Here is a 25,310-nt window from a genome sequence, read left to right as displayed (position 1 = left end):
GCCTACCCTTGACCTCCGTGTCCACCGCCGATCCCCGCGAGCCGCAGACCGGCCCTCCCTCCCAGACCCGGGCAGTGCTCCTGCCCGAGCTGATGCGGCGGGCCGCTGCCCACCTCGCGCCGGTGGTGCCGCTGCTGACCGAGCTCGGCGACCTGTTCGTGGCGCAGGGTCACGAGCTGGCCCTGGTCGGGGGCCCGGTGCGCGATGCGTTCCTCGGCCGCCTCTCGCCGGACCTGGACTTCACGACCAGCGCGACTCCCGACCAGACGCTGGCGATCCTCAAGCCCTGGGCCGACGCCCACTGGGACATCGGACGCGAGTTCGGCACCATCGGCGCGCGTCGCGGCGAGCACACGGTCGAGGTGACGAGCTACCGGGCCGACGCCTACGACGGCCAGACCCGCAAGCCCGTCGTCGCCTTCGGAGACAACCTCGAGGACGACCTCGTGCGGCGCGACTTCACCGTCAACGCGATGGCGATGAGGCTCCCCTCCATGGAGTTCGTCGACCCGTATGCCGGGTTGGCCGACCTCGCGGCGCGGCGCCTGCGCACGCCGGGGCCACCGGAGGTGTCGTTCGGCGACGACCCGCTGCGGATGATGCGGGCCTGCCGGTTCGCGGCGCAGCTCGGCGTCGACGTCGCCCCCGAGGTGAGCGCGGCCATGACGGCGATGGCGGGATCGATCGGGATCGTGTCGGCCGAGCGGGTCCGCGACGAGCTGACCAAGCTGGTGCTGGCTCCGGCACCCCGCGCGGGACTGCGACTGCTCGTCGAGTCCGGGCTGGCCGACCACGTGCTGCCCGAGCTCCCGGCGCTCAAGCTCGAGATCGACGAGCACCACCGCCACAAGGACGTCTACGAGCACTCGCTGACCGTCCTCGACCAGGCGATCGCGCTCGAGGGACCCCCCGGCGGGCCGGAGTCCTCGGTGCCCGGCCCCGACCTGGTGCTGCGGCTCGCGGCGCTGCTGCACGACATCGGTAAGCCGGCGACCCGGAGGTTCGAGGCCGGCGGCGGCGTCTCGTTCCACCACCACGAGGTGGTCGGCGCCAAGCTCACCGGCAAGCGGCTCAAGGCCCTGCGCTACGACAAGGACACCGTGAAGGCGGTCTCGCGCCTCGTCGAGCTGCACCTGCGGTTCCACGGCTACGGCGACGGCGCCTGGACGGACTCCGCCGTGCGCCGCTACGTCACGGACGCCGGGCCGCTGCTCCAGCGCCTGCACCGGCTGACCCGCTCCGACTCCACCACCCGCAACGCCCGCAAGGCGGCACGCCTCTCGCAGACCTACGACGCCCTCGAGCTCCGGATCGAGGCGCTGATGGAGGCCGAGGAGCTGGCCAAGGTGCGGCCCGAGCTCGACGGCAACGAGATCGCGGAGGTGCTAGGCATCCGTCCCGGCCCCGTGCTCGGCCGGGCCTACGCCCACCTGCTCGAGGTGCGCCTCGACCGGGGGATGATCGGCCGCGACGCCGCCGAGCAGGAGCTGCGCGCCTGGTGGGCGCAGCAGCCGGAGTCGAGCCGGGCCGACTCGAGCCAACCCCCGTCGAGCTGACCCACCCCGACGTGTTGCGTCCCGGTGGTCACCGTGGCCCGGTTTCGGGGGTTCGGTGACGACCTGCGCGCAACAAGTCCGAGGCGGGACGCGAAAAGGGGCACCTCCCGCGTGATGCGGAAGGTGCCCCTCTCGTATGCCGTGTGGCTTGGGGCGCTGGGTCAGCGCTCCTCGGTGCCGGCGATGAAGGCCTCGAGCTTGGTGCGGCCCTCGGTGTCCTCGCGCTGCACGGGCGGGGACTTCATGAGGTAGGACGAGGCGCTGATGAGCGCGCCGCCGATGCCACGGTCCTTGGCGATCTTGGCCGCACGGATGGCGTCGATGATGATGCCGGCCGAGTTGGGGGAGTCCCAGACCTCGAGCTTGTACTCGAGGTTGAGCGGCACGTCACCGAAGGCGCGACCCTCGAGGCGCACGTAGGCCCACTTGCGGTCGTCGAGCCACGCGACGTAGTCGGACGGCCCGATGTGGACGTTGCGGCTGTCGGTCAGCCCCGCGAGGGCACCGGTCAGGTTGGACGTCACGGCCTGGGTCTTGGAGACCTTCTTGGACTCGAGGCGCTCGCGCTCCAGCATGTTCTTGAAGTCCATGTTGCCGCCGACGTTGAGCTGGTAGGTGCGGTCCAGCGTCACGCCGCGGTCCTCGAACAGCTTGGCCATCACGCGGTGGGTGATGGTGGCGCCGACCTGGCTCTTGATGTCGTCGCCGATCACCGGCACGCCGGCGGCCTCGAACTTCGCGGCCCACTCGGGGTCGGAGGCGATGAAGACCGGCAGGGCGTTGACGAAGGCCACGCCCGCGTCGATCGCGCACTGTGCGTAGAACTTGTCGGCGACCTCGGAGCCCACCGGGAGGTAGGAGACGAGCACGTCGGCCTTGGTGTCCTTGAGGACCTGGACGATGTCCACCGGCTCGGCGTCGGACTGCTCGATGGTCTGGGCGTAGTACTTGCCGATGCCGTCGTAGGTGTGACCGCGCTGCACGGTGACGCCGGTGGGCGGCACGTCGGCGATGCGGATGGTGTTGTTCTCGGAGTTGCCGATGGCCTCGGAGAGGTCGAAGCCGACCTTCTTGGCGTCCACGTCGAAGGCGGCGACGAACTCGACGTCCTTGACGTGGTAGTCACCGAAGGTGACGTGCATGAGCCCGGGGACGTTGCCAGCCGGGTCGGCGTCCTTGTAGTACTCGACACCCTGCACCAGCGAGCTGGCGCAGTTGCCTACGCCAACGATGGCGACGCGAACGGATCCCATGGGAATACTCCTTCTAGAGGGTTTTGGGGGTGGTGGATTTCGGGGTTCTGCTGGTGGTGCTCTTGGTGGTGACCGAAGCGGGGACGTTGCGCTCGGCGGTGATCAGCTCGTTGAGCCAGCGGACCTCGCGCTCGGCGGAGTCCAGGCCGTGCCGCTCGAGAGCGGTCGTGTAGGTGTCGAAGCGCTCGCGGTTCTTGGCCGCACTGGTGCGGATGTTGTCCAGCCGCTCCTCCAGCCGGCTGCGGCGCCCCTCGAGGATGCGCAGCCGGACCTCGGCCTCGGTGCGGGCGAAGAAGGCCAGGTGGACGTCGAAGGTGTCGTCCTCCCACGCGGTCGGCCCGGCTTCCTTGACCAGCTCCTGGAAGTGCTCCTTGCCGTCCGCGGTGAGCTCGTACACGATGCGGGCGCGCCTGGACCCGGAGGTGGCCGCGTGCTGAGTGCCAACCGCCTCGGCGATGAAGCCCTGGTCGAGCAGCCCGCGCAGGCAGGGGTAGAGCGTGCCGTAGGACAGGGCGCGGAAGACGCCGAGCGCCGCGTTGAGGCGCTTGCGCAGCTCGTAGCCGTGCATGGGGCTCTCGTGCAGGAGGCCCAGAACGGCGAACTCGAGGAGCTCGGAACGACGGCTCATGACTGGTCAGCACCTCCCTTCGCGATCGGCGGACGGAACTCGCCCGTGGGTGTCCTCGTGGCTTCGACGACTGGGTAAGCGTACACCAGATATATCGAGCCGATATATCTGGTGAACCCAGCCCGAACAGCCGGCCAGCCGGCATACCGGGGACACCGAATGCACGATTCAGAAGTCCGCCAGTCATACTGAGGGCCACTTGACTGCGCGCAAGGGCGGCCCGAGGGTCGGTGCCTGCGCCAGCTGTATGCCGATCGGGAAGGTCACATGAGTACCCCACGTCCGAAGACGCGAGCCCAGGCCAAGGCGGGGCAGACCCGCCGAGCCAAGGCAGCCAAGACGGCCCGGCCCAAGGGCGGCGCCGGCAGGCGGTGGGCGAAGTGGCTCGGCCTCACGGCGCTGGCAGGGTTCCTGCTCCTCGCGATCGGCTTCTTCGTCGCCTACTCGATGATCGACGCCCCCAAGCCGAACGACCTGGCCGCTGCGCAGGCATCGATCATCTACTACGCCGACGGCAAGACCGAGATCGACCGGATCAGTGAGGTCAACCGCGAGTCCGTGCCGCTGAAGCAGGTGCCCAAGGCCGTGCAGGAGGCCCACTTGGCTGCGGAGGATCGCAACTTCTACCAGAACTCCGGGATCAGCCCGACCGGCATCCTCCGGGGTGCCTGGACGACCCTGTCCGGCGGCACCGCCCAGAGCGGGTCGACGATCACGCAGCAGTACGTCAAGAACTACTTCCTGACCCAGGACCAGACGCTGTCGCGCAAGGGCCGGGAGATCATCATCTCCATCAAGATCGCCAAGCAGCAGTCCAAGGACACGATCCTCGAGAACTACCTCAACACGATCTACTACGGCCGCGGGGCGTTCGGCATCCAGACGGCGTCGAAGGCCTACTTCAACAAGGACGTGTCCAAGCTGACGCCGTCCGAGGGCGCCCTGCTGGCCTCGGTCGTCAAGGGGCCGTCGTTCTTCGACCCCGGTCTCGGGGAGTCCCAGAAGGCCAACGCCGAGGCGCGCTGGAAGTACGTCATGGATGGCATGGTCACCAAGGGCTGGCTGACGCCGCAGCAGCGCGCCGAGGCACAGTTCCCGACCAAGTCCCTGGTGAAGTACCAGCCGAACCGCAATGCCGCCGGACCGAACGGGTTCATCACCGACGCGGTCAAGCGCGAGCTGAAGGCCAAGCTCAAGCTCACCGACACCGACATCGACAAGGGCGGCTACCGGATCGTCACGACGATCGACCAGAAGGCCCAGAAGGCCGCCGTCGACGCCGTCAAGGCCCGGATGCCCAAGGGCAAGGGCACGTCGTCGTTGCGGGTCGGCCTGACCTCGATCAAGCCCGGGGACGGCTCCGTGGTCGCGATGTACGGCGGCTCCGACTACCAGAAGGAACAGTTCAACACCGCCACCCAGGCCACCATGCAGGCCGGGTCGACGTTCAAGATCTTCGCCCTGCTGGCGGCCTTGTCCCAGGACCAGCCGATCAGCACCAAGACCAAGTTCGAGGGCCGCAGCCCCCAGTACTTCAAGGAGTTCGAGGACTCCGCGGCGAAGACCGACTTCCTGCGCCGCGGCGGCGTCCGCAACTTCGGGCCCGGCTCGGGTGAGCAGTTCGGCAACATCGACCTGCGGACGGCCACCGGCCACTCGGTCAACACCGTCTACGCGCAGCTCAACATCAAGGTCGGGCCCAAGGCCACCCGCGACGCAGCGGTCGCTGCGGGTCTGCCGCAGAAGGGGCTCGGGACCAACTACGCCAACGTCCTCGGCACGTCGCACGTCACGGTGACGGACATGGCCAACGCCTACGCGACGATCGCGGCCCAGGGCACCAGGGTGACGCCGTACTACATCCGCTCCGTGAAGGGTGGACCCGGCGACCTCAACTACAAGGCCAAGCCGGTCAAGAAGGCGGCCTTCGACAAGGACGTCACGGCCGACACGGTCGATGCCATGGAGCAGGTGGTCAAGGACGGCACCGCCGTCTACGCCCAGAACCTCGGGCGGCCCGTCGCAGGCAAGACAGGCACCACGACCGACAACAAGGCGGCCTGGTTCGACGGGTTCACCCCGCAGCTGGCCACCGCCGTGGGCATCTACAGCAGCGGCCCCAAGGGTGAGGAGCTGTCGATGAACAACATCCCCGGCGTCGGGGAGCTCACCGGCGCGACCGTCCCGTTGCACATCTGGACCGACTTCATGACCGCGGCGCTCAAGGGCCAGAAGGTCGTCGACTTCCCCAAGCGCGCCGGCCTCGGTGACGACAAGGTCTACACCCCGCCGCCGACGACGACGTCCACCACGACGACCACGACGACCACCACCACGCCGACCACCACGACGACGACGCCCACCCCGACCAAGACCAAGGGCACGGGCAAGCCGACGGCCACGGTTCCACCGCCGACGACGATCACGCTCGGCGCCGGCGGACCACCCCCGACGACACAGTGACCCGGCCGCACGACCCGGCGCCGCACGTCTCCTCGACGTCGGACCTCCTGCCCGGTGGTGCGCTGGCGGTCGCCGGCGGGCCACTGGGCCGGCACGTCTCGGCTCGGGCGGTCTCGTGGGTCGCCACGGTCGTGCCGTTGCTCGTCGCGACGGCTGCGACCATGTCGCTGTCGGTCGCCGAGCGCGCCCACTGCATCCAGAAGGGCTGGACCGGCTCGGACCAGTTCTGGCACGCCTGCTTCTCTGACCTGCCGGCGCTCTACCAGCTGGGTAACCTCGACGACGGCCTGACGTCCTACCTCGCTGGTGACGGTGCGCAGGCCGACCACCCGGTGCTCACGGGCTCGGTGATGGCCTGGGTGGGAGGTCTGGTGCCGGACGGGTCGTTCCTCGACCAGACCCGGTGGTACTTCGCCCTGTGGGCCCTGCTCGGCACCGGCCTCGCCATCGCCATCGTCTACCTCACCGCCGCCTCGCGTCCGCGGCACTCCGCGAAGACCGCGCAGGTCGCGCTCAGCCCCGTGCTGCTGCTCACGGCCATGCTGTCGCCCGACCTGTTCGGGGTCGCTCTGGCCAGCGCCGGCATCTGGGCCTGGAGCCGGCGACGCCCCGCGCTGGCCGGTGCCCTCCTGGGCCTGGCAGTCGCCGCCCGGACCTACCCCGTCCTGATCCTGCTGGCCCTCGTGGTCCTCGGGCTGCGCACCGGCCGCCTCGAGGCGGTCGGGCGGACGCTGGCCGCCGCGGCCGGGGCCGTCGGGGTGGTCCTGCTGCCGTTCCTGGTCGCGAACCCGGGCGCCATCGTGGTGTCGTACGAGAAGTGGTGGGACAGCCCCGCCGGTCTGGGCTCCTTGTGGATGGTGCCCGACCTGGTCGGTCACCCCCTCCCCGCCGGAGTCAGCACCCTGCTCACGGTGGTGGGGCTGGTGCTGGCCGCGTTGACGGGCGCGATGTTCGCGCTGAGCACCCGACGTCGGCCCACCCTGGCCGAGGTCGCCCTCGTCCTGGTCGCCCTCGCCCTCCTGGCCGGCAAGACCTTCCCCGTGCAGTCCTCCCTCTGGCTGCTGCCGCTGGTGGCGCTGTGCGGGCTCCGCTGGCGGGACCACCTGCTGTGGGCAGGGGCAGAGGCTCTCCATTTCGTCGCCGTGTGGCTCTACGTCGCCGGCCTGTCCAAGCCCGACCGGGGCCTCCCGGCCGGTTGGTATGCCGTGACCCTCACCCTCCGTGTCCTCGCCGTCGGCTACCTCGTGTGGCGGGTCTGGTACACCGCCGCTCAGCGCGCCGAGGCCCCGGAGGTCTCTTCCGCCGAGGAGCTGCGGGGTCAGGACACGGGGGACCTTCCGAAGGACGACTTCCGGGACTTCGACCAGGCCGACGACTCCGACGCAGTGGTCGACGAGCTGGCCGGCGACTTCACGGACGCCCCCGACCAGCTGCTCGTCCGCCTCGCCTGAGGGGCGCCCGCCCGGAATCGGGGCCTGTGGACAACGATTCGGTCGATGTCCCTGTGTCCCGGTACTCTGTTCCAGGTTCCCCGGCGGCGCACCTCGACGGTGCTTCGCAGGGGATCGCACTGCAACCCTCCTGTCACGGAGAGACCGTGACCGCCATAGACCAAAGGAGGCGGGTTATCAGCATGCGTCAGTACGAACTCATGGTCATCCTCGACCCCGAGCTCGACGACCGGACCGTCGCGCCGTCGCTCGACAAGTTCCTCACCGTCGTGACCAAGGACAAGGGCACCGTCGACAACATCGACATCTGGGGCCGCCGTCGCTTGGCGTTCGAGATCAAGAAGAAGGCCGAGGGCATCTACGCCGTCGTCAACTTCACCGCAGAGCCGGCCACGGCCAAGGAGCTGGACCGCCAGCTCGGCCTCAACGAGTCGGTCATGCGCACCAAGCTCCTGCGCCCCGGCGCCTGAGCTGCACCCGATCTGTTTCTGAACACTGAGCCGGCTCTGAAGAGCTTGCTCGACCAGACCTGACCCAAACGAACAGGGGACCTGCTCCATGGCTGGCGACACCATCATCACCGTCATCGGCAACATCACCGGCGACCCTGAGCTGCGCTTCACCCCCTCGGGTGCTGCCGTCGCGAACTTCACCGTGGCCTCCACGCCGCGGCAGTTCGACCGGCAGTCCAACGAGTGGAAGGACGGCGAAACGCTGTTCATGCGCTGCTCGGTGTGGCGTGACGCGGCGGAGAACGTCGCCGAGTCGCTGCAGCGCGGCACTCGCGTGCTCGTCACCGGTCGCCTGAAGTCTCGCTCGTACGACACCAAAGAGGGCGAGAAGCGCACCGTCATGGAGCTCGAGGTCGACGAGGTCGGCCCGTCCCTGCGCTACGCCACTGCGAAGGTCAACAAGACCCAGCGCGGCGGAGCGGGTGGTGGCGGCTTCTCAGGTGGCGGCCAGGGTGGTGGCCAGGGTGGCTCGCAGGAGGACCCGTGGGCGACCGGCCCGTCCGGTGGCCAGCAGTCCGCTCCGCAGTCGGCACCCCAGGGTGGCGGCCAGCAGGGTGGCGGGTGGGGCGGCGGCGCGCCGTCCTACGACGAGCCCCCGTTCTGATCGGTCACAGACAGATCACTCGGTATGCCGGGTGGTGAGCTTCCGCAGGGAAGCCGGCCACGCGGCATACCCACCGTTTGAACAGCATCATCCAGAAAACGTGAAACACACCATCCCTGGGAGACCAGGGCTCATCCGCTGAGACTCTCAGCAGAAGGAGAGCACCACGATGGCCAAGCCCGTTGTGCGCAAGCCCAAGAAGAAGGCCAACCCGCTGAAGGCGGCGAAGGTCGAGAACATCGACTACAAGGACACTGCGCTGCTGCGCAAGTTCATCTCCGACCGCGGCAAGATCCGCGCGCGTCGGGTGACCGGTGTGTCCGTCCAGGAGCAGCGACTCATTGCCACCGCGGTCAAGAACGCCCGCGAGATGGCGCTGCTGCCCTACTCGAGCTCGTCCCGCTGAGCTCGGGCGCTAGGAGGATCTGAACCATGAAGGTGATTCTGACCCACGAGGTCTCCAGCCTCGGGACCGCCGGTGACGTCGTCGACGTCAAGGACGGCTACGCCCGCAACTTCCTGTTCCGCCGTGGCCTGGCCACCGCGTGGACCAAGGGCGGGCAGAAGCAGGTCGACTCGATCAACAAGGGCCGCGAGGTCCGGGCGATCAACTCCCTCGAGGAGGCCAAGTCGATCAAGGGCAACCTCGAGGCCAAGGCCGTCAAGGTCGTGGCCCACGCTGGTGGCTCCGGTCGCCTGTTCGGTGCCATCTCGACCGCCGACATCGCCGCCGCCGTGAAGGCGGCCGGTGGCCCGGAGCTCGACAAGCGCAAGATCGAGGTCACGACCCCGATCAAGTCCGTCGGCAGCCACGAGGCGCTCATCCGCCTGCACCCCGAGGTGCAGGCCAAGGTGACGCTCGACGTCGTCGCCGGCTGACCCAGCCGCTGCACGAAGGCCCGGTTCCCGCTGCACGGCGGGGCCGGGCCTTCGTCACGCCCGGCAGCCTTTCGGGGTCCGTTCGGGCGCGGGTGGCCCCGTGCGAGAGTTCGGGGCATGGGACAGAATCGGGCGCATGACACCACGCGTGGCGATCGCGGCGACCGGACCGGCGTCTGCTGAGGCCGGCCTCGCGGCGGCCGCTGCCGGCGGCAACGCCGTCGACGCCGCCATCGCGGCGATGGTCTCCGCGATGACCACCGAGCCGGGCATCGTGTCGGCCGCGGGCGGCGCCTTCGTCAGTGTCTGGCCCGCCGGCGGGGACCCCGAGGTGATCGACGGCAACGTCGAGATGCCCGGTCGTGGGCTGGACCCCTCGCAGTTCGGGACGGGGCTTCGCGAGGTCACCACCTCCTACGGCGGCGGCCTCACCCTGTATGCCGGTCACGGCTCGGTCGCGACCCCCGGCGCGTTCGCAGCCCTGGGCGTGGCGCACGACCGTCATGGTGCGGCGACGTGGCGGGACGTCCTGGATCCCAGCATCGTGGCGGCCCGGACCGGCTATGCCATCGGTGGCGCCGCGGCGAGCTACCTCGCCATCACCGGGGAGCTGGTCTTCGGGTGGGACGAGCACACCAGGCCCTTGGTGAGGGGCGACGACGGCGAGATCGTCATCGCCGGTCAGCAGGCGACCAACCCCGACCTCGCCGACACCCTCGAGCAGATCGCCACCGAGGGAGCCCGCTCCCTCTACACCGGCGACCTGGCCGCCCGCATCGCTGCGGACAGTGACGCGCGCGGTGGCCTCATCACCGCCGCTGACCTCGCGGCCTACCGGGCGGTGGTCCGCACGCCGTTGCGTCTCACCCTCGGGGAGTGGGACCTGGCCCTCAACCCGCCTCCCTCGGTGGGTGGGCCGATGCTCACCGTGATGCTGCGTGAGCTCGCGACCGGCGGCTGGGACTGGGCGCGCATCATCGACATCCAGCGAAGGGTGCTGTCCTACCGCCACCAGGTGCACGACCTGTCGACCGATCTCGAGGAGGACGGCTACGCCCTGCTGGAGTCGGTCGACCGCAACGGGCTGGCCAGCCTGCCGACCTCCTCCTCGACGGCCCACGTCTCGGCGGTCGACAGCGACGGCACGATCTGCGCGATCACCGCATCGAGCGGGTATGGTTCCGGCGCAACGGTTCCCGGCACCGGACTCATGCTCAACAACTGTCTGGGCGAGCCCGAGCTGAACAGGCTCGGGCTGCACGCGCTGGCTCCCGGCACCCGCCTCGCCTCCAACATGTCCCCGTCCGTGGCGCGTTCGCGGTCTGGCGGGGCGCTCGCGATCGGCAGCCCTGGCGCCGACCGGATCACGACAGCCCTGATGCAGGTGCTCGGTCGCTACTGCCTCGAGGGCCTCCCGATGCAGGAGGCGATCGACGCGACGCGGGTGCACGTGCGGATCCTGGAGGACGGGACGACGCGGGTCGATCACGAGGACGACGACGCCGTGTCTGCTGCGGTGGAGCGCCTGGGGTTGCCGTCGTTCTCGCACGGCCCGAGGTCGATGTTCTTCGGTGGTGTCGGTGCGGCCCGGCGACTGGCTGACGGCACCCTCGACGCCGCCGGCGACTCCCGCCGCGAGGCCGCGACCCGCGTCGCCTGACCCGGCCCGCCCGCCCGACCCGTCCGGCCCCATGCCGACTTGTTGCGCGCAGATCGTCACCGGACCCGCCGAACTGGCCTTCGGTGACCACCAGCCGGCAACAAGTCGGCGCGCTCTTGGACTTGTTGCGCGCAGATCGTCAGCGGACCCCCCGAACTGGCCTTCTGTGACCACCTGCCGGCAACAAGTCGCCGAGGCCGTGGACTTGTTGCGCGCAGATCGTCACCGGACCCCGAACTGGCCTTCGGTGACCACCAGCCGGCAACAAGTCGGCGCTCCGCGCGAGGGGTCAGCGGGCTGCGCCAGTCACGGCCCAGGCGTCGCCGCGGATCCGCCACCAGAAGAAGCACGCGCGGATCGCCATGAACGCCGTGAAGACGACCCAGAGGACGACGACCGCTCGCGGCGCACCGTTGGCCAGCAGCTCGTCACCGGTGGCGTGCACCCAGAGGGCGAGGGGCAGGTAAAGCACCAGCGTCGCCGCCATGGCCTTGGCGAGCCAGCGACCGTCACCCGCACCGATCAGCACCCCGTCCACCACGAAGACGTAGCCGGCCAGGGGCTGCCCGAGGGCCACCACGATGAGGGCGGCGGCCAACGCCGACCGCACGGCGGGGTCGGTGGTGAAGAGCGCGGGCAGCAACGAGTGCACCGCCAGGACGACCAGCCCCAGGAGTGCTCCTCCCCAGATGCCCCACCGGATCATCGTGGTGGTTGCGGCGCGTGCCGCAGCGACGTCACCGGCGCCGAGCGCCTTGCCCGTGATCGCCTGCGCAGCGATGGCGAGGGCGTCGAGGGCGAACGCCAGGAAGCTCCACACCGTCGCCGCCACCTGGTGCGAGGCCAGCGGCACGTCACCGAGGCCGGCGGCGACCCAGGTGGTGACCAACAGGATCGCGCGCAGCGCCAGCGTTCGCACGAGCAGAGGTATGCCGGTCAGCGCGGCGCGCAGGACGCGGCCCGGATGCGCGTGCAGAGTGGCGCCTGCCCGACGCGCGTGGCGCACCAGGACGGTCACGAGTCCGATCGCCATGCCGGTCTGCGCGATCACGGTGCCCCACGCGGATCCGGCTATGCCCCAACCGAATCCGTAGACGAAGAGGAGGTTGAGGACCACGTTGGAGGAGAATCCGGCGACCGAGGCCACCAGCGGGGTCCGGGTGTCCTGAAGCCCGCGAAGCACCCCCGTGGCGGCCAACGCCACGAGCATCGCGGGGATGCCGAGGGCCGAGATGCGAAGGTACGTCGCGGCATACCCGATGGCGTCCTCGGACGCGCCGAAGACCCGGCAGAGCGGTTCGGCGGCGAAGGCGACGGCGATGGAGGTCGCTGCCCCCAGCCCGACCGCGAGCCAGGTGCCGTCGATGCCTGCTTCCAGGGCGCCGCGCTCGCTGCCGGCGCCGATCTGGCGCGACACGATCGAGGTGGTGCCGTAGGCGAGGAAGACGAAGATGTTGGCCGCGGTGACGAGGGTGGCACTCGCGACTCCGAGGCCGGCGAGCTGGGCGGTGCCGAGGTGGCCGATGATCGCCGAGTCGGCCAGCAGGAACAGGGGTTCGGCGACGAGGGCGAGGAACGCGGGGACCGCGAGGCGCAGGATGTCGCGGCTCTGCGCCGACCTCGCGCCGACCTGCCCTCTGCTCACCGCGCCACGCTAACGGTTGGCCGGAGACCTGTTCGGTGGTGGTCGCCCAGCGGTCGCCCAGCGGTCGCGCAGCCCGGCGACGTAGGACTCGACGTCGGCAGCCATGTCCACCTGGTCGGGGGCGACCAGCCACTGCAGCTGCAACCCGTCCATGAGGGCGACGAACTGCCGGGCGATGGCCGGCGCGGGCAGCCCCGGCTCGGCCCTTCCGTCGGCCACGGCATCGGTCAGGGCGCGGGTGAGCGAGTCGACGGCACTCGCGTGGTGCCGCCGCAGCCAGTCGTGTCCCGGGTGGGCCGGGTCGACCGCTTCGCCGGCCAGGCTGGTGAAGAGTCGGACCATCGCCTCGCGACGGGCGTTGAGCCGCACCAGCTCCACCATGTCGTCGAGCACCTCCCAGCCGCGGGCGGGTGCCCCGCGTCGGGCGGACAGGCTCGCGAGGTCGCGCAGGTCGCGCTGCTCGAGCACCGCCGCGAGCAGGTCCTCCTTGGAGGCGAAGTGGTGCAGCAGGCCGGTCTGGCTCAGGCCCGACGCGGTGGCGATGGCGGTCATCGGCGTCGCGTGGAAACCGCGCTCGGCGAAGAGCTCGGTGGCTGCCTCGACGATTCGTTCGCGGGTGTCGCCGGTGCCGGCCGCACCCCTGGGCCGGCCGCGCCCCCGTCGTGCGGTGCTCACGACCGTGGTGCGGGACGGTGGTGCGGGAAGGTCACGACCGTCAGGCCAGGGGGAGCCGGGTGCGGATGTCGCCCAGACCGCGGGCGACCAGGAGCTCGCCTCCGGTGAGGGGGGTGCCCCACTCGCCGGCTGCCGTGTCCCATCGGCGCCACAGCCTCGCGTCCGTGGCGATCTCCACCTCGACGCGCTCACCCGCGGCCACCGTGGCCGAGCCCCACCCGACGAGCCGGACCGGCTGGTCGGGGTCGGCGGGCTGGAAGTACGCCTGCACGACCTCGCGAGACTGTCGTTCGCTGGTGTTTCGCACCGTGACACGCACTCCCGCCTCCGTGAGCTCGGCGGACTCGTAGTCCCACGACCCGTACCCGTCACCAGCGCCCAGCCAGTGTGCGGGGGCGTCCGCGTGACCGGCGTGGAAGCCGCGGTAGCCGACGAACAGCCCGTCCGTGTAGTCGAGCTGCAGGTCTGTGGGCTCGACGTCCCACGCCGGGGCCGCGCCGTCCGCTGCCGGCCAGGACGTCACCAGTCGGCCGGCGGGCTCCCGCAGCCCGAGGAGGGCATCGGCCACCGCGTGTCCACCCTCCTGCCCCGGCAGCCCGACCACGATGACGGCGTCGACGTCACCGGCCCACGGCATCAGCACGGGGGTGGCGGCGTTGACGACGACGACCGTGCGGGAGGCCGCGGCGGCCACCGCTGACACCAGCCGGTCCTGGTCGCCCGGCAGGGCGAGGGTGGACTTGTCGGTGCCCTCGGTCTCCTGCTCCGGGGTGAGCCCGACGACGACCACGGCCACCTCTGCGCTGCGCGCGGCCTCGACCGCCGCCTCGATGACGTCATCCGCCGGGGGCGGCACCGGGCCGGCCACGAGCGACTTGACGCCCATGCCCGAGGCCAGCACGTGCGACAGCGTGCTCAGCTTGCCGTCGGGGCCGGGTTGGGGTTCGGATCGCACGATGGTGAGGACGGCCTCGACCAGCGAGCCCCGTGCGGCGTCGACCTCGGTCGTCCACCGCGGTGGCTTGAACATGCCCTCACCCGGGTCGGCGCCACTGGCGGCGAGGTCTCCTCCGCCGAGCTCCACACCGTCGAGGCTGACCGTCCACCGACCCGTGCCGAGGACACCGAGGCGCACCGGGCCGCCCTCGACCAGCCGGGCGCGCAGCCGCAGCTGCTCGGTCGGGCGTGGCAGGGTCTCGTCCCAGCCCGTCGTCACGTCAGCGCCGCCCACGTGCTCGGAGAGCATGACCACACCGTCCGCGTCGACGTGCTCGACCTGCATGCCGGGGGCGCCGGTCTCGGGGTCGCTGATCACCGTGACCGAGGCGGGGAGTGGGCGCTCGCGGACCTCGACACCATCGACGACGGTCAGCCGGTCGCCGATCGCGGCACGCAGGCCGTCGGCGATGGACACCTGATAGGGCGGGTTCACCTGGGCCGAGCCGCCACCCATGCAGACGGTCTCCACGGCGTGCCGCCCGATGAGGGCAACTGTGCCGGAGCCCGAGCCGGCGAGCGGCAGGACCCCGCCGTCATTGCGCAGGACGACCATCCCGTCCGTGGCCAGTCGGCGCAGCTGCTCGCGGCGCGCGGGTGCGTCAGGTGCCGGCGAGTCCGTCGGCCACACCCGGTGACCCTCCGGACCACCCAGGGCGCCGACCCGCTCCGCGAGCCGGAGCAGCCGGCATACGTGCTCGTCGATGACGGACTCGGGCACGGCGCCCGACTCCACGTCGGCCACCAGCGCCTCACCCCATGGCCCGTCAGGGCCGGGCATGACGAGGTCGAGGCCACCGAGCGCCGCCGGGGCGGAGGTCTTGGTCGCGAACCAGTCGCTCATGAGCAGGCCGTCCCAGCCCCATTCGCCCTTGACGACCTCGTTGTTGACGTGGTCCTGCTCGGTGGCCGCGGCTCCGTTGACGTCGTTGTAGGCCGCCATGATCGACCAGGGCTGCGACTCCTCGACAGCGATCTCGAACGGCAGGAGGTAGACCTCGCGCAGCGCCTCCTCGCTCACGACCGAGTTCATGTAGTTGCGCAGCGTCTCGGACTCGTTGGCCACGAGGTGCTTGAGGCAGGCACCGATTCCCTTGCCCTGCAAGCCCTTGACGTATGCCGCGGCGAGACGACCGGTGAGGAGCGGGTCCTCGGAGTAGGCCTCGAAGAGCCGGCCCCCGAGGGGGGACCGGTGCAGGTTGATGGTCGGCCCCAGGACGACGTGGATCTGTTGGCGCTCGGCCTCCTCGGCCAGCATCTCTCCGACCTCGTGGGCGGTGTCCTCGTCCCAGGCACTCGCGAGGAGGGTGGCGTTGGGGAAGAGCGCCACGTGGTCACCGCCGGTGAACTTGAGGCCACGGACGCCGGTGGGGCCGTCGGAGAAGGCCATCGGAGCGAGCCCGATCGAGTCCTCGCCGTGGAGGGTGAAGGAGGTGGCGCCGGTGAGCAGGCGCACCTTGGTGTCAAGGTCGAGGGTGGCGACGAGGGCGCTGAAGTCGGTGGAGGTCACGGCTCCCAGTGCAGCGGAGCATGGGCAGGCAGTAAATAGTTACCGCTAACTATTTCGCGGACTGAGACACCGGGGCGGGGGCGGTTGGCATGATGGCGTCGTGTCCACGATCGTCTTCCTCCACGCCCACCCCGACGACGAGGCCTCCCAGACCGCCGGTGCGATGGCCCGCGCCGTCGCGGAGGGGCACCGCGTCGTCACCGTTTTCGCCACCAATGGCGACCATGGCGAGCTCCCGTCCGGCGGCCTCCCCGAGGGCGAGACCCTGGTCCACTGGCGTCGTCGCGAGGCCCAGGCCAGCGCGGATGCCCTGGGTGTCCAACGGATCGCGTGGCTGGGCTATCGGGACTCGGGGATGACCGGCTGGGCGCAGAACTCCGAGGAGGGCGCCTTCACCGGTGCCGATCTCGACGAGGCGGCGACAAGGCTCGCGGCGATCCTCGACGAGGAGGATGCCGACGTCCTGGTGGGCTACGACTGGCACGGCGGCTACGGCCACCCCGACCACGTCAAGGTCCACGCCGTGGTCCACCGCGCAGCCGAGCTGGCCGCCCGTCGCCCTCGACTGCTCGAGTCGACGATGAACCGGGACGCCGTGCGCGGGGTCTTCCAGGCGGCGGTGGCAGCCGGTGCCGGGGACAAGGCGTTCGACCCCGACAGCCCCATGGACGACGGCAACCCGCTCGGGACGCCCGAGGCCGAGATCACCTGGCAGGTCGACGTGGGCGACTACCTCGAGCAGCGTCGCGCCTCCCTCGAGGCGCACCGGAGCCAGGCGACTGACATCGAGGGGATGCTCTCGATGCCCCCGGACTTCTTCGCCATCTTCTTCGGGCGCGAGCACTACCTCGAGCCCGGCCTCGACCGTGCCCAGCACCCAGGGATGCAGGTGGGCTGGCCGTTCGGTGACTGACGCCGCCCCGGCAGCCGCGCCGCTCGGTCCGGTCGCCCTGCTCCGCCTGCCCCAGGTCGCGCGGCTGTTGTTCTCCGCCGTGGTCGGGCGACTGCCCAACGGCATGGTCCCGCTCGCCCTGGTGCTCTTCGCCCGCGACACCGGCAGCGGCTACGGCCGAGCCGGTCTGCTCACCGCGGCATACTCCCTCGGGTGTTGCCTGGGTGGGCCTGCCCTCTCGCGCGTGATGGACCTGCGTGGACAGCGCGCCGCGCTGGTGCTGGGTGGGCTGGTCTCGTCGTTCGCGCTCGCGGTGCTCCCGTGGGTGCCGTCCGGAGGCGCGCTGTTCGTGGCGCTGGTCGCCGGGCTGGCGACGCCACCGCTCGAGCCGGCCCTGCGCACCCTGTGGCCATCCGTGCTGTCGCCGCGCCAGGTGCCGTCGGCGTTTGCGCTCGACGCGGCGGCCCAGGAGCTGATCTTCGTGATCGGTCCGCTGGTCGTCCTGGTCGCCCAGCTGGGAGGCAGCGGTGGCGGGCTGGTGGCGGCCGCTGCCATCGGGTTGGCCGGCACTGCCTGGTTCGTCGCGTCGCGCGCCTCGGGTGCGTGGGTGCCGCCGGTGCACGAGGACAGGCACTGGCTCGGACCGCTGCGTTCGCGCCGGCTGTGCGTGCTGTACGCCGCGGTTGCGCTCGTGGGACTGACCATCGGGGTGCCGGCCGTCGCGCTGGTTGCCTATGCCGAGTCGACCGGCGACCGCGGGCTGGCACCCTGGCTCGTGGCCGCCAACGCCCTCGGAGCCCTCGTCGGCGGGGTTGCCTACAGCCCGCGCGCGCCCCACCGCGATCCGCGCCGTGACCTGCTGCTGGGGCTGGGACTGGTCGCGCTGACGTATGCCGCCCTGGCCTGGGTGCCGTCGAACGCCCTGATGATGGGTCTGCTCGCCGTCGCCAGCGGGGTCGGCCTGCCGGTGGTCCTCACGTGCGTCTTCCAGCTGGTCGACCGGCTGGCCCCGGTCGGCACGACCACCGAGGCGTTCGCGTGGCTGATCTCCGCGTTCCTGGTGGGTTCGTCGGCGGGTGCCGCCGCCGCAGGCTCGCTGTCGGACGCAGGGCGGATCGGCGCAGCCTTCCTCGTGGCCGCGGGGTCCGCGCTGGCCGCCCTGGCAGTGGCGCGGGTAGTCGTCCGTCCGGCCCACCCCGTCAGAGGTGCTTGAGGGCCTCGCGCCGGCTCAGTCCGCTCAACCTGTCGCCGTACTCCGCGACGGTCGCGCGCACCCAGTCCGGGTCGGTCCGCGCGTGCTGGCGCAGTGCCCATCCGATCGCCTTCCGGATCCAGAAGCTGGTGTCCGCGAGGTTGGGCTCGATGGCCTCACGCAGCAGCGCGAGGTCGGTCTGCTCCTTGAACGTCAGCTGGCTGATGATGGCGGTCCGGCGCAGCCACTGGTCGTCGTCCGTCGCCCACCCGCGCATCACGGGTGTCATGGTCGCCTTGTGGGACAACAGGATCGGCCCGATGCGGTTGCTCGCGACCTCGTCGACGTGGTCCCACCAGGCGCCAGTCACGACGAGGTGGCGGTAGAGCGGGACCACGTCCGGGTCCTGCCACTCGCGGTAGGCGCGGTGTCCCGTGAGGGCTGTCGCGGCATACCGCTCCTCGCGGTGGGTGGCACCGTCCCAGAGCTCGCGCACCGCGCCGTCCCATTCACCGCGCCCCTCGATCCGGTATGCCGGGTCGGCCAGGATCGGTCGCAGCAGCGCCTTGAGCTCGGGGGAGGTCAGGCCGCGGTAGGGCATCGACGACTTCATGTAGGCCTGCTGGCTCACGGCACGCTCGGGGTCGCCCGCCCCGGCGAGGGCGGTCCGGACGGCGTCGACGACGGGATGGGTCACGCAGGCAGCATCCCAGCCTGCTCCGACAAGCGGCAGGGACAGGGCCCAGGCGTCGCCCGGGCGTCGCGCGGGGATCGCGCGGGGATCGCGCGGCGATCACGTGCCGGTGGCAAGGGCCTCGTCGCGTCGCGCCACGAGCAGGGCCCGCGTGGACCCGAGCAGGGCCCCGGGCAGGCCGGTTGGCCGCAACCGCGGCGCGCCCGGTGGTGCCACGACCAGGTCGGCGCCCGGCGCCAGCCGATCGAGCAGGGCCGCCCCGCGCCCGGCAGCGGACGGTGCGACGCCCAGTCGCGGCCACAGGTCGCGCGCCAGCAGCTGACCCGTCGGCCCGATCAGTGCGTTGGCCTGGGCGGCTGCCCACACGAGTGCCCCCATCGCGGAGTCGTCACGGGTGCTGCGCAGCAGCATGCCGGGGTCGGCGGTCAGCGCTGCGGCCAGCAGGTGGCGCAGTGCGGCCACCAGCTCCTCGAGCCCGAACGCCTCGACAGCCAGCGGTCGCACTCGGCACTGATCCTGTGCGCCCTGACCAGCAGGTCGACGGGCAGTTCAGGCAGGTCGAGAGGTCGTGTGACCAGTGGGCGGTCGTCGAGGTCGAGCAAGGCCCGACGACCCCCGACGAGGCAGTCCAGCCAGCGCAGCTCGCGATCGAGGTGGTCGGTCGCCATCGTCAGCGCCGGGCGGCGACGCCGCGCCGAGGGCTCCCACCGGCCGTCGCTGCCGTCCTCCACCCAGTGGTCGGCGGGCAGCCCGTCGACGAGGACCAGGTGGGTGATACGGGCCCGACGACCCAGGGTCTGTGCGCGCGTGTCGCGGGCTGTGGCGGCTGCCTCGGCTTCCGCCTCGTCCGTCCACCGGGTCGACCAGTCCGAAGCGTCGTTCAGTGGTTCCCCGGCCACAGCGGGCTGTGTGCGGTGGCTCGGCGACTTCGGTGGCGACGTCATGTCCCCACGATGACAGCGACAGCGGGACCACCCGGCAGATATCCACAGCCCGCCCCGCGGGGCTCACGGCGCGAGGCTCAGTCAGCGCGGCTCAGGCGGCGCCGTAGCGCGCCTGTGCGCGGGCCCTGGCCTTGGCCGCCTCGGTCTCACGGTCCTTCGGCGGCGCCGTCGTGGTGAGGTGTTCGAGCAGGTGCTGGGTCGCGTGCGCGACCTCGGCGACGGCCTCGTCGAAGGCGGCCTGGTTGGCGGCGCTGGGCTTGGTGCTGCCGCTGACCTTGCGGACGTACTGGAGCGCCGCGGCGCGGACCTCGTCGGAGGTGGCGGCGGGCTCGAAGTTGTGCAGCTGGCGGATGTTTCGGCACATGCGGTCAGGCTACGTCGGGGCGGCCGAGTGTGTCGCGCGTCATGTGGATGAGCCACAGCGTGGACACGCCCGAAAATTTCCTGAGTCCACACCCGGTGGATCACGAACCTGCAGGTCAAGTCCCCTTTGCGGGACCGAGCGTCGCGAAATCCACAGGGTTATCCCCCGACTGTGCACAAGCAAGTCGGGCGTTGCGCACACCTTGTCCCCACCCTGTCCACAGGGCTGGTTTGAGGTGCGGGGCGGGCGGCCATACGTTGTGCCGGGTCACATGGTTCTGGTGTCGCAGACGCGAGATGTCGGTGGGCACTGGTGTACTCGAATCACACCGGTGGAAGTCGCCGCCAGTGGGCGTCGGATGTGGTGCCGTGGAGTGCGGTGACCTTTGAAATGCATGGCGGATGCGGTGCACGTCGAATGAAGTGACAGGGGAGTTGCGCGGGTGTCTCTTGCGGAGTTGAGCACGAGTGCGTTCGGCACCGGCGGTGACGGACCGCCGCCGAGCGACGAGCGCGTTCCCCCTCAGGACCTGCATGCCGAGCAGTCCGTCCTCGGCGGCATGCTGCTGTCCAAGGACGCGATCGCCGACTGCGTCGAGGGGCTGCGCGGCACCGACTTCTACCGACCCGCTCACGAGCTGATCTACGACGCGATCCTCGACCTCTACGGGCGGGGCGAACCGGCCGACGCGATCACCGTGTCGGACGAGCTGTCCAAGCGCGGTGACCTGCAGCGGATCGGCGGCCAGGCCTACCTGCACACCCTCATCCAGGCTGTCCCGACGGCCGCGAACGCGGGCTACTACGCCGAGATCGTCAGTGAGCGGGCGGTGCTGCGCCGCCTCGTCGAGGCCGGCACCCGCATCGTGCAGCTCGGCTACCAGCAGGGCAACGGCGACGTCGAGGACATCGTCAACGCCGCCCAGGCCGAGGTCTACGCGGTTGCCGACAAGCGCGGCGGTGAGGACTACCACGCGCTCGGTGACATCCTCGAGGAGACGCTCAACGAGATCGAGGTGGCCGCGGGGCGCGACGCCAGCGAGATGCTCGGCGTGCCGACCGGCTTCATCGAGCTCGACGAGCTCACCCACGGCCTGCACCCTGGCCAGATGATCGTCCTCGCTGCCCGGCCGGCCGTCGGAAAGTCGACGATGGGCCTGGACATCGCCCGGTCGGCTGCGATCAAGCACAAGATGGCGACTGCCGTCTTCTCGCTCGAGATGAGCCGGTCAGAGATCACCATGCGTGTGCTCTCGGCCGAGGCGCAGATCCAGCTGCAGGACCTGCGCAAGGGCACGATCGGTGATGCGGGCTGGAAGAAGCTCGCGCGCATCATGGGTCAGATCTCGGATTCGCCCTTGTTCATCGATGATTCGCCGAACATGTCACTGATGGAGATCCGGGCCAAGTGCCGCCGGCTCAAACAGCAGCACAACCTCAAGCTCGTCGTCATCGACTACCTCCAGCTGATGAGCTCGGGCAAGAAGGTCGAGTCGCGCCAGCAGGAGGTGTCGGAGTTCTCGCGTGCGCTCAAGCTGCTCGCCAAGGAGCTCGAGGTGCCGGTCATCGCGATCAGCCAGCTGAACCGTGGTCCCGAGCAGCGCACCGACAAGCGTCCGCAGATGTCCGACCTGCGTGAGTCGGGCTCGATCGAGCAGGACGCCGACATGGTGATCCTGCTCCACCGCGACAAGGCCGACCCGGGTCGCGAGGGTGAGGCCGACGTGATCGTGGCCAAGCACCGTAACGGCCCGACCAAGGACATCGTGCTGGCCTTCCAGGGCCACTACTCGCGCTTCGCCAACATGGCCCGCGACGGCTTCTGACCGGCCCACCCCGCCGGGGGCGTCAGACCCAGATCGCTGCGGGTATGCCGTCGGAGAAGGTCTCGGGCGGCTCCGGGAGCGAGCGGGCGAGTCCGGTCGTGCGACGGGCGGCCGTCCAGGCAGCCGCGCACGCGTCGAGGACGTCGTCCGCGGCATACCCGTCGCCTTTGAGCACTGACGGTGACGCGATGCCGGCCGCGGCGAGAGCCGCGAGCCGGGCCGTGCGTCCCTCGTCGGTCTTCTTCGCGGCGATCAGCGGTGCGCCGGCCATGATGGCGAAGCTCAGCTCGGGGTGCACCTCGAAGACGGCCACGGTCGGTCGGCTGCGCACCCAGGCGTCGACTTCGAGGATCTTGTCGCGCAGCCCGAAGGCGTGCGCGCCCACTCCCTGACCGGACCTGGTGCGGTTGACCGCATCGGCCGCCGGTCGCGACTCCTCCTCGTAGGCCGCCCGGGTCAGCGTGGTGAACACCGAGGAAGCCTTGCCCTTCAACGCTTTTCGCGCCAGAACATCCGCCTGACGGGTGCTGTCGTCGGGAAGGCCGATGGGGATGTCGATCGCCACCGCCTGGAGGTCGAGGGTCTGGCGCACCATCTCCACCAGCGCGGCGATGGTGGCCGCGACGGCGACGCGCGGCCGCGGCGCGCCGGGCTCGAGGATGGCGCCCACCCAGCCGGCCTTGCACGCGTCTACGCCGAGCACGGGCACGGTCACCTCCACGCGCGGCGCGGGCGTCGGCCCGCCGGGTGGCTTCGTCTCCGGATCGGTAGGCCGCGCGGCGAGGGCGTCGACGTCCACCCCGAGGGCGTCGCCGAGGCGTCGCAGCGTGGTCGCGATCGCCGCCACTGCCTCCGCCACCTCTCCGCTCGCGGCGGGCTCGGCTGCCGTGAACCCCGCCGCTGCGGCTGCAGGTGCATCGAGCCTCGCGGCCAGGGCGGCCGCCTGCTGGGACAGCTCGATGGACAGGTCGTGCGCGCTTGCCTCGCCCGCCATGTCTGCTCACCGCCGTTCGGTCGTGTCTGCCGTGCGCCGTGCGCCAGCGTGCCACGACTCGCGCCGAACCTTCGATCAGTGTGTGCCGGGGTCTGGCCGAGCGAGGGATGGCACAGTGCAAGGTATGCCGCCGACCGAGTCCCAGCCGAACTCCGCCCCGCTCGCTGCGGAGGCCTCGTTCGACGTCGAGGCCCTGCGCGGCCAGTTCCCCGCGTTGCGGGGAGGGGCGGCGCACTTCGACGGACCAGGTGGCTCGCAGACCCCGCAGGCGGTGGCCGATGCCATTGCCCGCCAGCTGACCTCCCCCATGTCGACCAGGGGCGCAGTCACCCACGCGGAGCGCAACTCCGACGCTGCGGTGCGCGATGCCCGGACCGCGGTGGGGGACCTGCTTGGCGCGGACCCGACTGCAGTGGTCTTCGGCCGCAGCATGACGGCGCTGACCTTCGAGATGGCGCGGACGCTGTCCCGCGGCTGGGGTCCGGGTGACGAGGTGGTCGTCAGTCGGCTCGACCACGACGCGAACATCCGCCCGTGGGTGCTGGCCGCCGCGGCGGTCGGTGCGACGGTGCGCTGGGCAGAGTTCGACCCACGTACCGGTGACCTCGATCCTGCGGCCGTCGCCGAGGTGGTCGGCGACCGGACCCGGCTCGTCGCCGTCACTGCCGCGTCCAACCTGATCGGGACCAGGCCCGACCTTCCGGAGATCGCCGACATCGCCCATGGCGCGGGAGCCCTGCTCTACGTCGACGCCGTGCACCTGGCCCCCCACGGGCTGATCGACCGGGCGGCCATGGGCGCCGACTTCGTGGCCTGCTCGCCCTACAAGTTCTTCGGGCCGCACTGCGGCGCCCTGGCGTCGACCCCGGAACTGCTGGAGACGCTTCATCCCGACAAGCTCCTGCCCTCCTCCGACGCCGTTCCCGAGCGGTTCGAGCTCGGGACGCTGCCCTACGAACTGTTGGCCGGAGTGACTGCGGCCGTCGACGTGCTGGCGGGGATCGTGCCCGGTGACGGCAGTCGGCGCGAGCGGCTCGCCAGCTCGATGGCAGCTGTGAGCCGGCACGAGCTGCGCCTGCGCGAACGCCTGGAGACCGAGCTGTCGGCGCTCCCCGGCGCGACCCTGCACTCGCGGGCTGACCACCGCACCCCGACCATCCTCGTGACGTTCGAGGACCAGGACAGCACGGCGCTGTCCCGCCACCTGGCCGATCGGGGAGTCAACGCCCCTGCCGGGAACTTCTACGCGGTCGAGGCGTCCCGAGTCCTGGGGCTCGGGGACGCCGGCGGTCTCCGCGTGGGCGTCGCGTCCTACACGACGGACGAGGACGTCGACCGGCTGGTGACGGGTCTGCAGGCGTACCCCTTCTGAGGAATGTGGCTCGCCGCCCACTGCTGCTTTGGCACCTGTCTGCGCCGCCGCTTCGCGCGTAGACTCGACGAGCAAGGCTGCCCCGGACCCGGTGGCGTACCACCACGGCGCATCACCACCGGGAGTCCGTCATGAGCACCCTTCCCAGTCCCGTGTCCTCGACGGCGGACGCCCCTCGACGGCTGTACGCGGACGTGAACGCTGCCGTGCGCGCCGCAGGACTGATGGATCGGCGGCTCGGGTCCTACGCCGGCCACTTCGCGTTCAACCTCCTCGGCCTCCTCACCGTGGTGGCCGCGATGGTCCTCTGGCGCAACTCGTGGTGGCTGATCGCGTGGGCGGCGGTGCTGGCGGTGGTGTCGGTGCAGATCGGGTTCCTCGGTCACGACATCGCGCACCGTCAGGTCTCGCGCAGGGCCAGGACGGCCACCCTGCTCGGTCTGCTCCACGCCAACCTGCTCAGTGGGCTCAGCTACGGGTGGTGGGTCGACAAGCACAACGCCCACCACGCGCACCCCAACGACCTCGACACCGACCCCGACGTGCGTGCTGGAGCCCTCGTGTTCGACGTCAGCCAGGCGGTCGGACGCCGGGGGCTGGCCGCGACGGTCACGAGGTACCAGGCGTGGCTCTTCTTCCCCATGCTCACCTTCGAGGCCGCGAACCTCTATGTCGCCGGCCTCCGCACGCTGGTCCGCCCGGGTTCCCGCCACCGGACGACCGAGATCCTGCTGATCGGCTGCCACACGCTGGCCTACGTCTCACTCGTGGCGGCCACCATGACCTGGGTGCAGGGTCTGGTCTTCGTCACCGTCCACCAAGGGCTTCGCGGTCTCTACCTCGGCGTGTCGTTCGCCCCCAACCACAAGGGAATGCCCGTGCTCTCCAGGGCCGACGAGGCGGACCCGTTCCTGCGCCAGGTGCTCACGTCCCGCAACATCCGCGGTGGCCCGGTGGTCGACTGGGCCCTGGGCGGGTTGAACTACCAGATCGAGCACCACCTCTTCCCGAGTATGCCGCGGGCGAACCTTCCCCGGGCGCAGGTGATCGTGCGCTCGTTCTGCGACCGCAACGGCGTTCCCTACGTCGAGGCCTCTGCGCCCTCCTCGTACGCGGACGTCGTTCGCCACCTGCATGCCGTCGGCGCCTCGTTGCGCGAGCGTGCCTGAGCTCCGGACTTCAGCGACCTCAGCGACTTCAG

General features: G+C 70.8%; 23 protein-coding genes. 13 read left to right on the top strand and 10 right to left on the bottom strand.

Features of this window, described 5'->3' with window-relative positions:
- Positions 1-92 precede the first annotated feature (92 nt).
- Complete coding sequence (locus tag AC1DXJ_RS05515; protein ID WP_477636728.1) at positions 93-1,556, top strand: CCA tRNA nucleotidyltransferase; 1,464 nt, start codon at positions 93-95, stop codon at positions 1,554-1,556.
- Positions 1,557-1,717: 161 nt separating this feature from the next.
- Here AC1DXJ_RS05515 and AC1DXJ_RS05510 read toward each other — a convergent pair whose 3' ends face one another.
- Positions 1,718-2,809, bottom strand: coding sequence for an inositol-3-phosphate synthase (locus tag AC1DXJ_RS05510; RefSeq protein WP_477614200.1), 1,092 nt, complete (start codon positions 2,807-2,809; stop codon positions 1,718-1,720).
- 13 nt (positions 2,810-2,822) lie between these two features.
- Entirely contained in the window at positions 2,823-3,437 is a 615-nt protein-coding gene (locus tag AC1DXJ_RS05505) for a PadR family transcriptional regulator (RefSeq protein WP_477636493.1), read from the bottom strand.
- 267 nt (positions 3,438-3,704) lie between these two features.
- Between AC1DXJ_RS05505 and AC1DXJ_RS05500 the strand changes: the two genes are divergently transcribed.
- From AC1DXJ_RS05500 to AC1DXJ_RS05470, 7 genes are all read left to right on the top strand, one after another.
- Complete coding sequence (locus tag AC1DXJ_RS05500) at positions 3,705-5,900, top strand: transglycosylase domain-containing protein (RefSeq protein ID WP_477636492.1); 2,196 nt, start codon at positions 3,705-3,707, stop codon at positions 5,898-5,900.
- Positions 5,897-7,351 carry a glycosyltransferase 87 family protein gene (locus AC1DXJ_RS05495; protein WP_477636491.1) on the top strand — a complete coding sequence of 485 codons (1,455 nt, stop codon included), beginning with the start codon at positions 5,897-5,899 and terminating at the stop codon, positions 7,349-7,351. The genes AC1DXJ_RS05500 and AC1DXJ_RS05495 overlap by 4 nt, the downstream gene beginning before the upstream one ends.
- Positions 7,352-7,533: 182 nt before the next feature.
- On the top strand, positions 7,534-7,821 hold the full coding sequence (rpsF, locus tag AC1DXJ_RS05490) for a 30S ribosomal protein S6 (protein ID WP_056921396.1): 288 nt from the start codon (positions 7,534-7,536) through the stop codon (positions 7,819-7,821).
- 88 nt (positions 7,822-7,909) lie between these two features.
- A complete protein-coding gene (locus AC1DXJ_RS05485; protein ID WP_477636490.1) occupies positions 7,910-8,467 on the top strand; it encodes a single-stranded DNA-binding protein in 558 nt (185 codons plus the stop codon).
- Positions 8,468-8,636: 169 nt separating this feature from the next.
- Positions 8,637-8,873: a 30S ribosomal protein S18 gene (rpsR, locus tag AC1DXJ_RS05480; protein ID WP_056884210.1), complete on the top strand. Its 237-nt coding sequence runs from the start codon at positions 8,637-8,639 to the stop codon at positions 8,871-8,873.
- 26 nt (positions 8,874-8,899) lie between these two features.
- Positions 8,900-9,346 (top strand): 50S ribosomal protein L9, encoded by a 447-nt coding sequence (rplI, locus tag AC1DXJ_RS05475; RefSeq protein ID WP_477614195.1) that lies wholly within the window; start codon positions 8,900-8,902, stop codon positions 9,344-9,346.
- A 136-nt stretch (positions 9,347-9,482) separates the two neighbouring features.
- Positions 9,483-11,006: a gamma-glutamyltransferase gene (locus AC1DXJ_RS05470; protein ID WP_477636489.1), complete on the top strand. Its 1,524-nt coding sequence runs from the start codon at positions 9,483-9,485 to the stop codon at positions 11,004-11,006.
- Between the two features lie 289 nt (positions 11,007-11,295).
- On the opposite strand, the gene AC1DXJ_RS05465 is transcribed toward AC1DXJ_RS05470, so the two are convergent.
- From AC1DXJ_RS05465 to AC1DXJ_RS05455, 3 genes are read right to left on the bottom strand one after another with little or no spacing between them, the layout of a single operon-like run.
- A complete protein-coding gene (locus tag AC1DXJ_RS05465) occupies positions 11,296-12,651 on the bottom strand; it encodes an MATE family efflux transporter (RefSeq protein WP_477636488.1) in 1,356 nt (451 codons plus the stop codon).
- 9 nt (positions 12,652-12,660) lie between these two features.
- Positions 12,661-13,326, bottom strand: coding sequence for a TetR/AcrR family transcriptional regulator (locus AC1DXJ_RS05460; protein WP_477636487.1), 666 nt, complete (start codon positions 13,324-13,326; stop codon positions 12,661-12,663).
- A gap of 40 nt (positions 13,327-13,366) precedes the next feature.
- Positions 13,367-15,832, bottom strand: a complete 2,466-nt coding sequence (locus AC1DXJ_RS05455; RefSeq protein ID WP_477636486.1) for a glycoside hydrolase family 3 protein — start codon at positions 15,830-15,832, stop codon at positions 13,367-13,369.
- Between the two features lie 100 nt (positions 15,833-15,932).
- Here AC1DXJ_RS05455 and AC1DXJ_RS05450 point away from each other — a divergent pair, with 100 nt between their 5' ends.
- Positions 15,933-16,745: a PIG-L deacetylase family protein gene (locus tag AC1DXJ_RS05450; protein ID WP_477636485.1), complete on the top strand. Its 813-nt coding sequence runs from the start codon at positions 15,933-15,935 to the stop codon at positions 16,743-16,745.
- Complete coding sequence (locus tag AC1DXJ_RS05445; RefSeq protein WP_477636484.1) at positions 16,738-17,937, top strand: MFS transporter; 1,200 nt, start codon at positions 16,738-16,740, stop codon at positions 17,935-17,937. The genes AC1DXJ_RS05450 and AC1DXJ_RS05445 overlap by 8 nt, the downstream gene beginning before the upstream one ends.
- Here AC1DXJ_RS05445 and AC1DXJ_RS05440 read toward each other — a convergent pair.
- The 4 genes from AC1DXJ_RS05440 to AC1DXJ_RS05425 all read right to left on the bottom strand — a co-directional run bounded on the left by AC1DXJ_RS05440 (position 17,924) and on the right by AC1DXJ_RS05425 (position 19,918).
- Complete coding sequence (locus tag AC1DXJ_RS05440; protein ID WP_477636483.1) at positions 17,924-18,613, bottom strand: DNA alkylation repair protein; 690 nt, start codon at positions 18,611-18,613, stop codon at positions 17,924-17,926. The genes AC1DXJ_RS05445 and AC1DXJ_RS05440 overlap by 14 nt on opposite strands.
- A gap of 96 nt (positions 18,614-18,709) precedes the next feature.
- Positions 18,710-19,072 (bottom strand): hypothetical protein, encoded by a 363-nt coding sequence (locus tag AC1DXJ_RS05435; protein ID WP_477636482.1) that lies wholly within the window; start codon positions 19,070-19,072, stop codon positions 18,710-18,712.
- Positions 19,036-19,554 carry a hypothetical protein gene (locus AC1DXJ_RS05430; RefSeq protein WP_477636481.1) on the bottom strand — a complete coding sequence of 173 codons (519 nt, stop codon included), beginning with the start codon at positions 19,552-19,554 and terminating at the stop codon, positions 19,036-19,038. Before AC1DXJ_RS05430 ends, AC1DXJ_RS05435 begins: the two co-directional genes overlap by 37 nt.
- A gap of 91 nt (positions 19,555-19,645) precedes the next feature.
- Positions 19,646-19,918, bottom strand: a complete 273-nt coding sequence (locus tag AC1DXJ_RS05425; RefSeq protein WP_477614186.1) for a DUF2277 domain-containing protein — start codon at positions 19,916-19,918, stop codon at positions 19,646-19,648.
- 457 nt (positions 19,919-20,375) lie between these two features.
- Between AC1DXJ_RS05425 and dnaB the strand changes: the two genes are divergently transcribed.
- Positions 20,376-21,743 (top strand): replicative DNA helicase, encoded by a 1,368-nt coding sequence (gene dnaB / locus AC1DXJ_RS05420; protein WP_477614185.1) that lies wholly within the window; start codon positions 20,376-20,378, stop codon positions 21,741-21,743.
- Positions 21,744-21,765: 22 nt separating this feature from the next.
- Here dnaB and AC1DXJ_RS05415 read toward each other — a convergent pair whose 3' ends face one another.
- Complete coding sequence (locus AC1DXJ_RS05415) at positions 21,766-22,737, bottom strand: DUF429 domain-containing protein (protein ID WP_477636480.1); 972 nt, start codon at positions 22,735-22,737, stop codon at positions 21,766-21,768.
- A 124-nt stretch (positions 22,738-22,861) separates the two neighbouring features.
- On the opposite strand from AC1DXJ_RS05415, the gene AC1DXJ_RS05410 reads away from it, so the two are divergent.
- Positions 22,862-24,109: a cysteine desulfurase-like protein gene (locus tag AC1DXJ_RS05410; protein ID WP_477636479.1), complete on the top strand. Its 1,248-nt coding sequence runs from the start codon at positions 22,862-22,864 to the stop codon at positions 24,107-24,109.
- A gap of 131 nt (positions 24,110-24,240) precedes the next feature.
- A complete protein-coding gene (locus tag AC1DXJ_RS05405; protein ID WP_477636478.1) occupies positions 24,241-25,278 on the top strand; it encodes a fatty acid desaturase family protein in 1,038 nt (345 codons plus the stop codon).
- Positions 25,279-25,310 lie beyond the last annotated feature (32 nt).

Source organism: Pedococcus sp. P2_D9, assembly GCF_056404275.1.
This window is presented reverse-complemented; position numbering and strand designations above follow the sequence as displayed.